Origin of the sequence: Nocardiopsis metallicus, assembly GCF_014201115.1 — a bacterium.
Classification (GTDB): Bacteria; Actinomycetota; Actinomycetes; order Streptosporangiales; family Streptosporangiaceae; genus Nocardiopsis; species Nocardiopsis metallicus.
The window spans coordinates 712465-726747 of record NZ_JACHDO010000001.1; the positions used below are offsets into that span (position 1 = coordinate 712465).

The 14283-nt window shown below is 69.5% G+C and carries 13 protein-coding genes; 7 read left to right on the forward strand and 6 right to left on the reverse strand.

What is annotated here, in order from left to right:
• Positions 1–19: 19 nt before the first annotated feature.
• From HNR07_RS03060 to HNR07_RS35410, 5 genes are all read right to left on the reverse strand, one after another.
• On the reverse strand, positions 20–394 hold the full coding sequence (locus tag HNR07_RS03060) for a sensory rhodopsin transducer (protein ID WP_184361655.1): 375 nt from the start codon (positions 392–394) through the stop codon (positions 20–22).
• Positions 391–1602, reverse strand: coding sequence for a D-arabinono-1,4-lactone oxidase (locus HNR07_RS03065; RefSeq protein WP_184361658.1), 1212 nt, complete (start codon positions 1600–1602; stop codon positions 391–393). Before HNR07_RS03065 ends, HNR07_RS03060 begins: the two co-directional genes overlap by 4 nt.
• Before the next feature lie 84 nt (positions 1603–1686).
• The gene (locus tag HNR07_RS03070; protein ID WP_184361661.1) at positions 1687–1983 is read right to left on the reverse strand and encodes a hypothetical protein; all 297 of its coding nucleotides are present in this window, start codon (positions 1981–1983) and stop codon (positions 1687–1689) included.
• A 185-nt stretch (positions 1984–2168) separates the two neighbouring features.
• Complete coding sequence (locus HNR07_RS34620; protein WP_246420043.1) at positions 2169–3974, reverse strand: ATP-grasp domain-containing protein; 1806 nt, start codon at positions 3972–3974, stop codon at positions 2169–2171.
• 265 nt (positions 3975–4239) lie between these two features.
• Positions 4240–4971, reverse strand: a complete 732-nt coding sequence (locus HNR07_RS35410; protein WP_281386357.1) for a potassium channel family protein — start codon at positions 4969–4971, stop codon at positions 4240–4242.
• Positions 4972–5249: 278 nt separating this feature from the next.
• Between HNR07_RS35410 and HNR07_RS03095 the strand changes: the two genes are divergently transcribed.
• Together HNR07_RS03095 and HNR07_RS03100 are read left to right on the forward strand one after the other, a co-directional pair.
• On the forward strand, positions 5250–6074 hold the full coding sequence (locus HNR07_RS03095; protein WP_376769899.1) for an endo alpha-1,4 polygalactosaminidase: 825 nt from the start codon (positions 5250–5252) through the stop codon (positions 6072–6074).
• A gap of 96 nt (positions 6075–6170) precedes the next feature.
• The gene (locus tag HNR07_RS03100; protein WP_184361673.1) at positions 6171–6632 is read left to right on the forward strand and encodes a PPOX class F420-dependent oxidoreductase; all 462 of its coding nucleotides are present in this window, start codon (positions 6171–6173) and stop codon (positions 6630–6632) included.
• Here the strand turns inward: HNR07_RS03100 and HNR07_RS03105 are convergent.
• Entirely contained in the window at positions 6629–6934 is a 306-nt protein-coding gene (locus HNR07_RS03105) for a DUF6506 family protein (RefSeq protein WP_184361676.1), read from the reverse strand. The two genes, HNR07_RS03100 and HNR07_RS03105, sit on opposite strands and share 4 nt — an antisense overlap.
• 184 nt (positions 6935–7118) lie before the next feature.
• On the opposite strand from HNR07_RS03105, the gene HNR07_RS03110 reads away from it, so the two are divergent.
• The 5 genes from HNR07_RS03110 (at position 7119) to HNR07_RS03130 (ending at position 14213) form a co-directional block, all read left to right on the forward strand.
• Positions 7119–9008: a hypothetical protein gene (locus HNR07_RS03110; protein ID WP_184361679.1), complete on the forward strand. Its 1890-nt coding sequence runs from the start codon at positions 7119–7121 to the stop codon at positions 9006–9008.
• Positions 9009–9074: 66 nt separating this feature from the next.
• Positions 9075–11015: a hypothetical protein gene (locus HNR07_RS03115; RefSeq protein WP_184361682.1), complete on the forward strand. Its 1941-nt coding sequence runs from the start codon at positions 9075–9077 to the stop codon at positions 11013–11015.
• Between the two features lie 320 nt (positions 11016–11335).
• A complete protein-coding gene (locus HNR07_RS03120) occupies positions 11336–12499 on the forward strand; it encodes an SDR family NAD(P)-dependent oxidoreductase (RefSeq protein WP_184361684.1) in 1164 nt (387 codons plus the stop codon).
• Between the two features lie 141 nt (positions 12500–12640).
• The gene (locus HNR07_RS03125) at positions 12641–12826 is read left to right on the forward strand and encodes a hypothetical protein (protein ID WP_184361687.1); all 186 of its coding nucleotides are present in this window, start codon (positions 12641–12643) and stop codon (positions 12824–12826) included.
• A gap of 259 nt (positions 12827–13085) precedes the next feature.
• Positions 13086–14213 carry a glycoside hydrolase family 5 protein gene (locus HNR07_RS03130; protein ID WP_184361690.1) on the forward strand — a complete coding sequence of 376 codons (1128 nt, stop codon included), beginning with the start codon at positions 13086–13088 and terminating at the stop codon, positions 14211–14213.
• The last annotated feature ends 70 nt before the right edge of the window (positions 14214–14283 follow it).

Sequence of the window (14283 nt, forward strand, 5' to 3'; positions counted from 1 at the left end):
CCGGGGCCACTCCCGTAGCTCAGACGAACGGCAGGCAGGTGATGCCCGGCGCACCCCGGCCGCTGTCCCGCGTGTCCTGACGGAGCATCTGCGCCACCACCGCCACGTCCGAGCGCAGCACACACCCGTAGGGAACCCCCAGGGGCACCGCCTCCGGTTCGATCAGGTCGTTCATCCGTACGTGGCGCACCCGGCGGGCCTCCACCCGGATCGGGTAGGGGCCGACCGGGTCGCGGTCTGTGTGGTAGACGGTCAACTCCAGGTTCGCCGTCTGGTCGGCGGCGTTGAGTACGCACAGCAGATCGTGGCTGGTGAACTCCGGTTCTGCTCCGTGGGATCGCTCGGGTACCGCTCCTGCGGCGAGAGCGAACTCGTGGCTTCCGATCTCTCTCATGAGTTCCTCTCTTCTTCCTCGGTCACCAACAGGTCCCGTAGGTGCTCGTTGAGGAAAACGCCCTGCGGGTCCAGGAGACGACGATCCCGGGCGAAGCGGTCCCACTCCGGGTAGAGGGGACGCAGCCGTTCGGCGTGGAGACTGTGCTTCTTCCCCCAGTGGGGCCGCCCTCCGTAGGCGAGGAAGATCTGCTCGATGTCGAAGAAGTAGTCCTCGTAGGGCAGGGACGCGTTGTGCAGCAACGCGATACTGACGCTGTCGCGTCCGAAACTGGGGCTGAGGTGGGTCCTGTCTCCGGCGATCGTGCGGTACAGCACCCGCCAGCCCACACGCTGCCGGTGGCGGCGCATGATCCGGTCCCGTACCTCCCGGAAGCACGCCGGGCCCGCTTCGGCGGGAAGCAGGTACTCCATCTCCTCGTAACGCTGCTCCTGATCTTTGGGTAGTACCTCGTGGATGGGCCCGAGGTCCTCCTCGTACAGCCCTCGGGTGGGCAGGTCCAGGTCGGGTTCCCTGCCGGGCTCGTTCAGGGTGCGGACCTGGGTCTCATCACGCCTGGGATACCAGTAGAAGTCGAACATCCTGTTGCGTTCGACCAGTTCGTCCAGGTGTTCCAGGACGTCTTCGGTGCCCGCGCACCAGGAGAGCCGGTGCAGGTCGTGTGCGGGTTCCAGCCTGAGCCGGATGCGGGTGAACACCCCCAGCGCTCCCAGGGAGACTCGCGCCGAGCGCATGAGGTCGGGGTCGGTGTCCTGGTGCCAGTCGACGACTCCTCCGTCGGCCGTGACCATGCGTACTCCGGTGACCTGGGTGGACAGGTTGCCGAAGTTCTTTCCGGTGCCGTGGGTCCCGGTGCCCACCGCTCCGGCGAGTGACTGGAAGTCGACGTCGCCGAGGTTCTCGGTAGCCAGGCCGAGCTCGTACAGTTCCTGCCCCAGCTCCCGGATACGGGTTCCGGGGAGCACTTCGGCCTCCATCCGCTCCCTGGAGTGGGAGACGACCCCCCTCATCCGGTCCAGGGACATCAGCACCTGTCCCGTCTGCGCCAGGGGCATGGAGGAGTGCCCCCGCCCCACGGGCCGCAGGGTCTGGCCCCGCTCGGCGGTCTCAGCGACGAGCCGCCGCACCATCTCCTCGTCTTCGGGTTCGACAAGCTTGCGTGGCGTGAACTCGATACTGCCGGACCAGTTGCGAAAACCCTCTGCCATCACACGTCCCCTCATCGTCGCGGTCCTGTCCACGCAGGCCCCGGCGATCGCGTCATCCGCCGTTCCCGGGCGTTTCCACTCCTCTTACCGCCCGTCCTCGGGCTCCTCGTTCTCCGCCTGGGGCTTGCCGTCCACCCTGGGCGGCGGTTCGTTGTAGCCTCGGCGGCTCCAGTCGGAGCTTCCGCCTCCGGGACTCTGGTGCCAACCGGTCGGATACCTGCGTCCGTCGGGCTGCTCCTTCCAGTACTCCGGCGAGCGCACGGCCTCCTGTTTGCGGATCGTCTCCCTGCGGATGATCCACAGGACGATGAAGATCACGATGATCGGGACGGCGATGGCCGTCAGGGTCGCGATCAACCAGCCGAGGGTGGGCCATTCCATCGGTGTCTCCTCTCGTTTGCCTGAGGGCGCCGCACGGCCGTGCCGGCTCGCCGGTCACCGCCGACGGGCCTTCCCCCGAGGGGCGGTGGGCGATCCCCGTCGAGCCGGGAGCCGCAACGTCCGTCAAAGGCCTGTGCCGCGCTTCTGTTACCGGTCGTCGGTGTATACGGACTCCTCCCGGTGGTTCACATGTGGTCACGGGGGATGCTCTCGGTCCATTGCCGTGAGCAGACACGTTCCTGTCCCTTGCAGGCGTCGAGTGTCGCGTAGGCACGGAACCCGGTCTCGTTACAGGTCAGGGAGGTGTGAGTCTCGGTGCGGGTGGCCCACTCGCCCCGGGTCAAGCGCATCGTCCAGCTGGTCCGGCCCCGGTCGGACGTGAAGTCGTCCCCCGTGACCCCGTAGCTCTCGTAGGCGCTGCGGCCCACGTCGAGGTCCATGTCCTCGAAGTGGAGGATGCCCCCGTCCTTCACGATCTCCAGGGAAGAGTGGTCGCCCGCCACGCACCGGTGGGCCGACCAGCTGTGGTCGCCCGGGACCTTGCGTGCGGTCGCGATCTCCGGTGTCGCCTCCGGTTCGCCGAAGGGCCGGGTACCGGGGGCCCGCCCTCGGGTACCGGGCGGACCGGCAGGACCAGGCTGCTGGCCTCGGGCCGCACCGTCGGCGGGGCGGGGAGGCGGCCAGGCCAGCGGCCAGTGGGAGGTGAACAGGGGCAGGCGGATCCGATGCCCCCGCGGGAAGATCTGCTCGACACGGTTCATGGCCAGTTCCACGTCGTAGGACTCGCCGGGTACCAGCGCGCTCCGCCTCTCGTCCCCCTGCCCCGGTGGGTCAGGTTGAGCAGCACGTAGGTCACGCGTGTGGCGCTGCACTCGGGCGACACGTCGCAAAGCCGGGCGGTGACCATCGCCACGGCCTTGCTCGCGCTGAGCCTTAGTCTGACGCGGGTGAGGGCCCCGTCCTCGAACCTGCGGTAGTTCCACTCCGCCGCGACCGAGAACTCGCCGGCGGCGCCTCCGGGGTCGAGCGGGCTCTCGCCGAGGCCGAGCCTGAGCATGCGCTCGTGGTTGGCGAACCCGCCTACCAGTTCGAAAAGCTCGGCGTGGGTCTGGGAGTGCCGGGGGGTTGATCTCCGGGTTTTCGACGTCGTCCTCCACGGGGTCGTAGAAGAACTCGACGCTGAAGGTCGAGTTGTCGAGCCCGTGGTGTTCGATGAGCCGGACGGCGATGTCCCGGATCCGGTTCTGGACCGCTTCGGGCGGGCCGGAGGGGTACTGGTGGCCCAGGGAGGACGGGCTGCCGGGGTAGTCGACCGAGTCCAGCACCGCGTAGACGACGGCTCGGCCCCGGTGGGCGTATCCCTCCACGGCGGCCTGCACTCCGCGGAGCGCCTCCTCGGCCAGGCAGTGGCGCGGCCCCGCCTGGATGATCGCTGGAGGCGGGGCGAGGCGTCGCGGGATCTGCTCGAAGGGCCTTCCGACCCGGTCGACGCCCTCGCGCAGGCTGGCCACCGCCTCCTGGAAGCCCTGGTCGTCGTCGATGCGGAAGGCGAGTTCGGAGGAGGCGGACTTGACCGGCTTCATCCACAGGGGGTACCGGAGCCGGTGTGAGGGGTCGGGGGAGTCGAGGTCGACGAGGTCGAAGGGCGGATGCGCGTCGGTGACCTCGCTCTGGACGGTCCTGCCCCAGAACTTGTGCTCGCATTTGAGCACGGCTTCCAGGGCCGCTGAGGTGAGCCCGCGTTCGGTGCACAGGAGCGACACGGGGAGGGCGACCGGGAAGTCCCGGTAACCGACGATGGCGTCGATGCTGCCGTCGAAGGAGTCCAGGAGGGCCCTTGCTTGGGCGAGCTTGTCCTCGACGTCGATCTCACCGCTCTGGAGTTCGTCGATGTCCAGTAGCTGGTGGAACCGACGGGTCCGTCCGCTCGGGGTCGCCTTCAGTACTTCGTGGTTCCTTTCGTCCAGGACGACGACGAAAACGTTTCTCATGGTGTCGCACCATCCGTCCCTCGTGAGCCTTAAGCGAAGGGGGATGGGAACTGCCTACATTTCATGCGACTACCCGGGAGGGCCGTTCCTAATCGGGCGCCCCGGAGTGCGACGGGTACAGGTCTGCGTCCGGGGCACTCCGGCTGAGGAGGACCCGAAAGGCAGCCGTCGGCCTGCTGGGGGAGAAGGTGCTCCGGTGGGGAACCGGGGGCCTGGGAGCCGGGTGCCTCAGGGCCGCTGAAGCTCCCCGCTCCCGGCGCCCCCGTCATCGGAACCTGGGGCCGGCTCCGCCGTGTCCTCGGACTTCGCGGCCTTCCTCGCGGTTTCTGAGCTCTCCTGAGCGCTTCGGACGAACCAGGACGCCACCGCCGCGGTGACCACGCCGACCAGGGCGATGCCGATGACCATCAGTCCCACCGCGACCAGTCGGCCCTCGCCGGTGACCGGGTACCTCGCCGGTGACCGGGTAGTAGTCGCCGTAACCCACGGTCGTCACGGTCGCCATGGCCCACCACAGAGCGTCCCCGAACTCGGTGATGTTGGCTCCGGGAGCCTGCTGTTCGGCGTCGAGCACGGTGATGGCTCCCACGAACACCGTCAGGGCCGCGGTCACCGCGACGTACGCGGAGATCCGCCCGGCCAGCGCACCGGCCATCGACCGGTTCAGCATGCGGATGAGGGCGAGCAGGCGCAGCAGCCGGAGCGTGCGGAACATGGGGAGGAGCACCAGTACCACGTCGTACCATCGCCGTGCCGCGTAGAGGAGGCGGTTCTCCGCCAACCAGAGCCGCACCAGGAAGTCGAACGCGAACACGGCCCACACGGACCAGGACAGGATCTGCAGACGGGCTTCCCAGGTCTGCCCCAGGTCCGATTCGATCACCGGCCAGGCATAGGCGACCAGGAACGCGCTCGCGAGGAGCAGCATCGGGACCTCGAGGCGCCGCTCCCATCGGGTGACGCGCTCGCCGTGCTCGGATTCTTCAGTGGTGGTCATGAGGGGAGCTCCCATCCTCGGCGCGGCCGCATGGCCTGGGGGAGGAATCGCTACTGGAGGTCTTTGCAGGTCGCAGGCACTCTACGGAACGCTGTGAGCTTATCCGGCGGCGGCCCTGGCCCAGAGGGGAGGCGGTGACCGCGTCGAGTCGCCCGGGGCCTGGTGGAGCCCGCGAGACAGAGCACCCGCGCAGGGTCCGCGCCGAACCTCTGGTTCCCTTGGGTACGGGGTTCCGGGCAGGCGTGGCCTGCCCTGCCGCTGAGCAACGGGAGGCCGTCGTGGGTTTTCGGGTCGGGATTGCCGCCGCAGGCGCGCTGCTGACGGCGCTCCTCTCGGGCTGCGCGGTCGGTACCGACACCCCGGAGGGGCTTCTCCCCGAGGGCGGATTCGACTACCAGCTGGGCGGGGCCTACCCGCCGCCCGCAGGCGTCACGACCGTGGTGCGCGACTCCGCGGCCGAGCCCGCCCCGGGACTTTACTCGGTGTGTTACGTCAACGGCTTCCAGACCCAGCCCGGGGACCTCGGCCGCTGGTCGGAGGAGACCCCCGAACTGTTGCTGCGCGACGAGGACGGCGAACCGATCACGGACCCCGGCTGGCCGGACGAGGTGCTGCTGGACACCTCCACCGCTGAGGGCCGGGAGAGGATCTCGCAGGTCCTCGCCGCCACCGTCGACCGCTGCGCCGACGCGGGCTTCGACGCGGTGGAGTTCGACAACCTCGACTCCTACCTGCGCTCCGGCGGGCGTCTGACCGCCGATGACAACCTGGCGCTGGCCGCCCGGCTGGTCGCCCTCGCCCACCGGCACGGGCTCGCCGCCGCCCAGAAGAACACGGCGGAGGAGGCCGAACGCGGCAGGCGGGAGGCCGGATTCGACTTCGCCGTCACCGAGTCCTGCGCGGCGTGGGCGGAGTGTGCGCTCTACACCGACGTCTACGGGCCGGACAACGTACTCGCCGTGGAGTATCCGGCGGAACTGGAGGAGGCCGGTCTCGCCCTCGGCGCGGTGTGCGCCCACGTCTCCACGCCGAGCAGAACGGTCTTGCGGGACCCCGGACTGGTGGCCTCCGACGAGCCCGGATACCTCCACGACACCTGCTGACGCCGCTTGCCCGTCCAGCGGGTGAACAGGGTTTCCTGGAGGACCGGGGCCGGATAACCTGTCGCCGCAGCGAAACGTCTCCTGGGAAGCGGGCACATGGCACCGAACATCGCCACCAACACCGAGGTCGACCTTGACGGGTTGCTGGAGTTCGTGCGGCCCCGGCACAAGGCCCTGCTCCTGACCCGGCGCGCTGACGGGAGTCCGCAGGCCTCTCCGGTGACCTGTGGGGTCGACGGGCAGGGGCGGATCGTGGTTTCGACCTATCCGGAGCGGGCGAAGGCGCGCAACGCCCGTAGGGACGCGCGGGTCAGTGTGGTCGTCCTCTCCGACGACTTCGAGGGGCCCTGGGTGCAGGTCGACGGTTCCGCCGAGGTCCTGGACGGAGAGGCCGCCGTGGAACCGTTGGTGGAGTACTTTCGGGTGATCGCGGGAGAACACCCGGACTGGGACGAGTACCGCGAGGCGATGCGGCGACAGGGCAAGGCGCTTGTCCGGGTGACTCCGCGGAAGTGGGGACCTGTGGCTACGGGTGGTTTCCCCGCTGACAGGGTCTAGCCGACCGAGTCACCGAAGGCCGCGGCGGCGTGTACCGAATCCACGGACACGGTGACGTGGCCGACCGCCACCTTCGAGGGCAGGGCCGCCCGGACCGCGGCTGCGGCCTCCAAGGAGAAGCCGCCGCACAGTTCGATGAGCGTGGCCCCCTCCGAGGCGAGCGCGGCGGCCACCTCGGGTGCCCGGTCAGCGCTCGGAACGGCGACCAGCGTGGTACGGATGCTGCCTCGGTCGAGGACGGTCCGGTCGGTGTCGGGGTCGGTCTCGGGGTGCAGGTACAAATAGGCCCAACTCGCGCTCACGTCGTCCTCCTGGTGGGGTTGCGGAGGCGCCAGCGTAGGACCTCGAGCGTGGTTGAGGTCAACAGGCCGTACCGGGAAGAGTCGGCGCGGGTCCGCACCCGCCGTCACCTCCACCGCACCGCAGTCCTAGGATGCGTCTCGCACACGGTGACAACAGCGACACAACAGGACAAGGGGTGCGGGTGTGGGCGGGCGGCCCGGAGGGGTGTTCGGCTGGGCCGGGATCTTCGTCATGGCCTGGGGCGTATACCTGATTGGTGCCGGGTTCCGGGACGTGCCGAGCAATCGGATGCCCGAAGAGCTTGGCGGGGCGCTGCTCCTCGTCCTGATACTCGCTCTGGTCGCGGGTGGCTACGTGCTCTTGCGGTCGACCGTGAACCCTGTTCATGATCCCGGGAGACTGCCCTCTCGTGGTCAGACCCTGGCCCGGATCGCGGGTGCCCTGGCCGGAGTGGCGCTGGTGGTTTGGGCTTTCCCAGAGCAGCATCTGGTTCCCGCTGTCGACAACGAGCGCGTGCCGCTGTACCCGGACACGTTCGTCGAATTGTGGGTCGGGGTCTGTTCGATCGCTTTGGGCCTGGCCCTGCTGGTCGGAGCCTCCGAGGGCCTGCCGGTCCGCCAGTGGAAGCGCGCGCTGGCTGGGCTGGGCTCGGGTGTGCTGGTCGTTGCGCTGATCGCGGTCCTGACCCCCGTTCTCAACACCGCGTTGACGGTGGAGCACTCCACCGCCGCGGCTGGCAGTGAGCCCCCGCCTGTGCCTGCTGAGGTCAGCCAGGTGGGATGGAGCTGGCAGCCCGAGCACACCGTCATCGGGGTCGGACGCGGTGCCCTGGGCCCCGTCATCCAGTACCGGGACGGCTTCGTGGCTCTGGACGGGGCCACCGGTGAGGAACTGTGGTCCTACCGCCGTCCTTACGCCCGCCGAGTGGAGACCGGTTTCTTCGCCGGGCATGAGGACCGTGCCTACTTCCACCACCAGGAGAGCGTCGAAACCGAGACTGGGACACTGCTGATCCTGAACACCGCCACCGGAGAGGTGGTGCGGGAAACGTCCATGCCCGAACCCGGCGAGGACGGGCTCGGGGGAAAAGGTCACCTGACCCCGGGGGCACGGGTGGCTCGCGACTCCAAGGACGGGCAGCCATTCGTGGTCGCCCGGACGATCGACTCCGACGAACCCCTCTGGGAGGTCCCGTTCGCGGATGACGGCCCGGGGCGTTGGTGCCTGGGGCCACGGGACAGGGAACTTCAAGGCCATGGAGACCGCCTACTGCTGACCCACGTGTGCCTGGACGAGGACCACCTCCCCGAGGGGGACGCGGACGAGAGGCATCATGTCCTTTCCGGCCTGGAGGTACCCGATGACGCGGTGCGGACCCTGACCGTTCTGGACACCACCACGGGTGAGGAACTGTGGCGTCACGAAGATGTACCCGAGAGGGTCTACGGGTTTGACGGCGCCGAGGTTCACCCCGCCCGAACCGAAGGCGCGCGCCCTGTGGCCGCGATTGAGGGCGGCCTGTTCGATCTGGAGACCGGGGACCCGGTGGACGCCCTTCCGGGAGAGCCGGACGATCCGGGATGGGGCGCGGACGACCTGATCGCCGCAGACAGCGAAGGGGCCGTGGTGCTCAGACGGTACCGAAGCTCGGAGACCCACTTGCTGCTGAGCACGGACTCTGGTGGCAGTATCGTCCGAACCGTCGAGATCAGCAATCAGGTGCAGCGCGCATTCTGGACATCCGACATCTCGGAAGTCTGGGAGCGAGACCATGCGCATGCGTTGGCTGATGCCCTGCTCTCCACCCAGACCTGGCGGTTGGATGCTGACGGAGAGGAGAACAGCGAGGGTATGCGGGCGCTGATGGCTGCTCCGCTCGGCGCTGGGGAACCGGTCACCGAGGGCGACCTCGAATGGATCGGTTTTGACGGTGAGCGGCTTTCGGCTGAGGCGGGGCAACTGTCCGGAACGGCAGTGCATCGACTCCTCGCGGTCCCGGGTGCGGTTGTCTCCTACATCGAGGGCCCCGAAGAATCCGAGGTCCCCGCTCCCGTCCACGGCCTGGTGCCCTGACCCGGTTTCGTCGGCTGCCCCGACCTCGCGCCAGCACTCGATCGAAGCTGAAAGCGGTACCCCCTGATGTCGAAAGCCAAGCCCGATCGCGCGAGGGCCGTCCGGTGGCTGACCGGGACCCTCGGCTGGGCAGGGGGCGGCGTACTGGCCGCCACGGTGGTCTTCGTCGGCTGGGCGTGGTGGGGCCTGGGCGGTGAGGGGCCGGGGACCGACAGCGCGGTCAACCCGAGGTGGGGTGCTTCGGTCATGGTCCTGGGCGTCTTCGGGATCGTGCTGGTGCGCCATCTGCGGGGACAGGGCACCGACCCCGACCCGGCACAGCCACGCTCACGGTCGCGGAAGCACCTTCTGTTCCCGGTGTTCCTGGTGGTCACCGCGGTGGTGTTCGTCTTCGTGGCCCTGCCGACGGATTCCCTTCCTCCACTCGCCTCCCCGCGCGACTTCACCGCCTCCGAGCAGGCGATCGCCCTGTGGGGTGTCGCGGTCCTGGTCGCACTCGGCACGGTCCTCTCCTTGGGCGTGTTGCTCGGGCCGAGGGGGAAGCCGCGCGGCCTTTGGTGGGTGGGGGCTCCCGCTGGGGCGCTGGTCGTGGTTCTGGTCGCCGGGCTGGTTACGCCCCTCTCCGAGTACCGGCCGGTCACCCACACCTTCCTGTCCGAGGCACCTGGCGAGCCCGCACCGGTTCCGACCGATGTCAGTGAGGTCGGCTGGACCTGGACGGCACCGGAGAACACCGAGGTCGTTCGGGTGGACGCGGGCAGCCATGGCCCCGTGGTGGTGTTGAGGGACGGACTGATCGCCCTGGACGGGCGGACCGGCGATGAGTTGTGGACCCACCGGGCCCGGTACTCGTACAGTCCTCTCGACTGGACGAGGGGTGTTCTCAGCGGTCAGGGCGGCCTGGCGTCGGTCACGTTCCGAAGGGGAGACGACGTGGAGTGGAGCCACCTGACGCTGGACACCGCGACGGGGCAGATCGTTGAGGACGTCCCCTTCCCCGAGGAAGTTCCATGGAACGCCGGCACCTGGTCGGACGCCCGCCTGCTGCACACCGACGCCGGAAACTACGTGTACGGACACAAGAGAACGCTCTACGTGGTGGGAACCGACTACGAGCAGCGTTGGGAGCGCCCGTTCGGAGCGGCGAACCGGGAACGGCTTTGCGTAAGCGGGGATACCGCTGTCCTCCCGTACGAAGATCAGATCATCCTTGGTGAGATGTGCGCCGATCAGCCCGCCGCCGAGGACCTCACAGACGAGGACTCCAGGAGCTGGGGGGATCGGGTCGATGCCGCCCAGGAATCCGGAACGGTGTCCCTGGTGGCGTTGGACGCGGCGACAGGGGAGGAGAACTGGCGCCGCGAATGGGATACCCACGAGGAGGAGACCCCGCCGGTCCTGTGGCCCGGTGGTGCCCCCCGCCCAGGTGCCGCCCCCGTGTTCCTGGTAGCTGATCGCGCCTTTGACGTGCGCACCGGGCAGGACCTGGACGTGGTCCCCGCGGACCTGGTCGGACTGCATCCGTTCGGGCATGCGGGGAAGGGTGTCTACCTGCACGCTGACAGCGAGGGCGCCCTCATCGCCGAACACTCCGATTCCGAATCCGGGGACCCGCTTCGGGTGCACCGTACTGACGCGGAGGGGAACGTTCTCGAGAGCACGGTCCTGCCGGACTCGTGGCTTCCCGCGGACAGGATCCGGGGTGCGGTACTGAACGATGCGCTCACGCACACCGACATCACCCGCCCCGGCAGTCTTGAAGCGGGGGAGCGAGGCACCTCCAGCGTGGTGGTCACTCCCCTGCGGGAGGCGACCGTCACCGAGGAGGACCTGCGCCGGATCGACTTCGGCTCCGATCTGCTGGTCCCACCCGAGGAAGGGCGGGGCAGCAGACCCTCCCTGGAGGTGAGTAGCCCTCTGATCCCCGTCCCCGGCGCACTGGTGCTAGCACTGAGCGTGGGAAGCACGCCGGGTCAGGCCACGGAACCCTTCGCTCTGGTGCCCTGACCCCAAGGCTCGCGGGCGGCGTCACCGAACTCCATACCGACCCCCATAGGCTGGTGCCCCGACCCGGCCTTGCCCCGGAGCCCTCAGGACTCCACCGAATCCCAGCTCGGGCGTTCGTGTCACTTGCCGTACCGCGACCCGCACCCCAACGCGGACGCCCGGGTTTCGCCATGACTTCCCAGCTGTCGTTTTCGGCTCCGGTGTGCCGGGTACCGGAGCACCCACATCCCCCCCGCAGGCACAAGTATTCGACGAACAGGGGCACACATGCCACAGACCCAGCACACACCCGCCGTCCGCGAAAGCGCGGGGGGTCCTCGGTGACCGGCTGGAAGGCGCCCCTCGCGATGGTCGGGGCCCGCTGGGCGTGGTCCCGGCTCCGCCGCAGGTACGCGCCCGCACCCGAACCGGTCCCCGCGTACAAGCGCAACCTCGAACTCCTCGCCTGGGGCGCGGCCGGAGCCGCCCTCGGGGTCGGTGCCTCCGCGCTGTCCGAACGCCGCCGCTCCGGGCTCATGGCCGGAAAGGTCGTGCTGATCACCGGCAGCTCCCGCGGGCTGGGCCTGCAGCTGGCCCGGGAGTTCGGCGCCTCCGGGGCCTCCGTGGTGGTCTGCGCTCGCGGGCAGGAGGGCCTGGACCGGGCGGTCGCCGAACTCACCGGTCGGGGCGTGGACGCCCACGGGGTGGTCTGCGACGTCACCGACCCCGGACAGATCGAGTCCCTGCTCGACGAGGCGGAGAAGCACTTCGGCCGGCTCGACGTGGTGGTCAACTCCGCCGGGATCATGCGGGTCGGTCCGCAGGAGGCCCACACCGACGACCACTTCCGGCAGGCCATGGACATCATGTTCTGGGGCCCGTTCCACCTCTCCCGAGCCGCCGTGGACCGGTTGCGGGACACCCGGGGCGTCATCGTCAACATCACCTCGATCGGCGCCTACCTCTCGGTGCCGCACCTGCTGCCCTACTCCACCGCCAAGCACGCCTGGGCGGCGCTCTCCGAGGGCATGGCCGCCGAGACCGCGGGCACCGGGGTGCGCGTCACCACCGTCGTGCCCGGGCTGATGCGCACCGGCTCGCACCGCGGAGTGGCCTTCAGCGGCGACCCCGAACGCGAGTACGCGTGGTTCGCGCTGCTCGCCGGGCTCCCCCTGCTGAGCGTGAGCGCCGAACGCGCCGCCCGCCACATCGTGCACGCCACGGCCGGGCGAAAGAGCTTCCTCGTGATCACACCGGCGGCCCGGGCCGGTCTGGTCGCCCGGGGGATCGCGCCCGGGCTCACTCAGGAGGCGATGCGGCTGGTCGGCTGGTTGCTGCCCGACGCCCCGGCCCGGGTGGAGGAACGCCTGGGCGCGGAGGCGGGCCAAAGCAGGTTGGGCCGTCTGGTGGACGCCGTCTCCGTCCTCAACGAGCGAGCGGGCAAGCGAATGAACCAGCATTCCAAGCCGCAGGACGAACAGGGACAGGGAACCGAGGAGAAGTGACCCGGACCCAAGAGCGGTGCGGCGACCAGCCGTGCGGCACTGGCGGGGACCCGGAACCGACACAGAGCTTGGATCGACCGGGAACACCCGGTCTCCACAGGGGATAACCGAGGAACACCGCACCGAGAGGAGGAAGCCCGCATGAGCGCACTCAACCCGGACCGGACCCTGCGTCAACCCGATCCCATGCCGCCGGACCCGTTCCCGCCCGCGCCGATGCCGCCCGAACCGGTGCCGCCGGAGCCGAGCCCGGACCCGGTACCGGAGCCGGTTCCCGAACCGCTCCCGGAACCGCCGGGGCCCGAACCCCAGCCCGAGCCCGCCTGAACCCGCCTGGGCGCGCCCGAGCCCGCCTGGCTCAGCACGCCCTGAGCAGTGTCCGAGGCGGCCATTCGTGGGGCACGCCGGATACTGGTGTGCCCCACGGGGCGGCAGGAGGCGACGCGGGCCAGTGTGATCACTTTCGGTTACCCTCCTTGACGTCTGGGCAACCGGAATCTAGCTTCGGTCAGGAAACACTCCTTCCGGATCCGGAGCGCGCGAACCCCCGCGCGCAGCCCGGTCCGCACCCCGCTGGAGGTTCTCCTTGGCGCGTCACCGCACCACCCCCGAAGCACCGCCCACCAACGGCCCCACCCGGAGAAGACCCTTTCGCACCCTCGGCCTCGCGGGCATGGGAGCGCTCCTACTCGGGGCCGCACTGCTCACCGGGGACCCGGCCGAGCGGACCCCGACCGCCCAGGCCGACCCCGTCTCCGGCGAGGCCGCCCCGAGCGCCGTGGACGCGCACGGCCAGCTCCAGGTGTGCGGCCTCAAACTCTGCGACGAGAACGGCCAGCCGGTCCAGCTCACCGGAATGAGCTCGCACGGACTCCAGTGGTTCGACCACTGCCTCACCGACGCCTCGCTCGACGCCCTCGCCGACGACTGGAACGCCGACGTCCTCCGGGTGTCCCTGTACATCCAGGAGGGCGGCTACGAGACCGACCCGCGCGGCTTCACCGACCGGGTGCACGAACTCATCGAGGAGGCCACCCGGCGCGGCCTCTACGTGATCGTGGACTGGCACATGCTCACGCCCGGCGACCCGAACCACAACACCGACCTCGCGCTGGACTTCTTCGCCGAGATCGCCGAGGTGCACTCAGGCAAGGACAACCTCCTCTACGAGATCGCCAACGAACCCAACGGGGTCTCCTGGAACGCGGTCAAGAGCTACTCCGAGCAGGTCATCCCGGTGATCCGCGAGCAGGACCCCGAAGCGGTCGTGCTGGTCGGCACCCGCGCCTGGTCCTCGCTGGGCGTGTCCGAGGGCTCGGACCACTCCGAGATCGTCGCCGACCCGGTCGACGCGGACAACATCATGTACGTCTACCACTTCTACGCGGCCTCGCACGACGGGCCCCACTTCGACGTCTTCCGGCAGGCCGCCCGGGAACTGCCCCTGTTCGTGACCGAGTTCGGTACCCAGGAGCACACCGGCGACGGCGAGAACGACTTCGCCTCCGCCCAGGCCTACCTCGACTTCATGGCCCAGGAGCAGATCAGCTGGGTGAACTGGAACTACTCGGACGACCACCGCTCCGGCGCGGTCTTCGAGCCCGGAACCTGCGCCGCGGGCGGCCCCTTCGCGGGCACCGACGCGCTCAAGCCCGCCGGGGAGTGGATCCGCGACCAGATCCGCACCAGCGGCGTCAACCGCGCCGACTCCTGATCCCGGTCGGCGGGGCCGCGCAGTGTTCACCTGCCCCGGTTCACCGGCCCCGCCGATCCCCAGGCCCCGC

Coding starts and splice junctions, on each gene's coding strand:
- HNR07_RS03060 (WP_184361655.1), bottom strand. CDS start 394: ATGAGAGAGATCGGAAGCCACGAGTTCGCTCTCGCCGCAGGAGCGGTA.
- HNR07_RS03065 (WP_184361658.1), bottom strand. CDS start 1,602: ATGGCAGAGGGTTTTCGCAACTGGTCCGGCAGTATCGAGTTCACGCCA.
- HNR07_RS03070 (WP_184361661.1), bottom strand. CDS start 1,983: ATGGAATGGCCCACCCTCGGCTGGTTGATCGCGACCCTGACGGCCATC.
- HNR07_RS34620 (WP_246420043.1), bottom strand. CDS start 3,974: ATGAGAAACGTTTTCGTCGTCGTCCTGGACGAAAGGAACCACGAAGTA.
- HNR07_RS35410 (WP_281386357.1), bottom strand. CDS start 4,971: ATGACCACCACTGAAGAATCCGAGCACGGCGAGCGCGTCACCCGATGG.
- HNR07_RS03100 (WP_184361673.1), top strand. CDS start 6,171: ATGGCACCGAACATCGCCACCAACACCGAGGTCGACCTTGACGGGTTG.
- HNR07_RS03115 (WP_184361682.1), top strand. CDS start 9,075: ATGTCGAAAGCCAAGCCCGATCGCGCGAGGGCCGTCCGGTGGCTGACC.
- HNR07_RS03125 (WP_184361687.1), top strand. CDS start 12,641: ATGAGCGCACTCAACCCGGACCGGACCCTGCGTCAACCCGATCCCATG.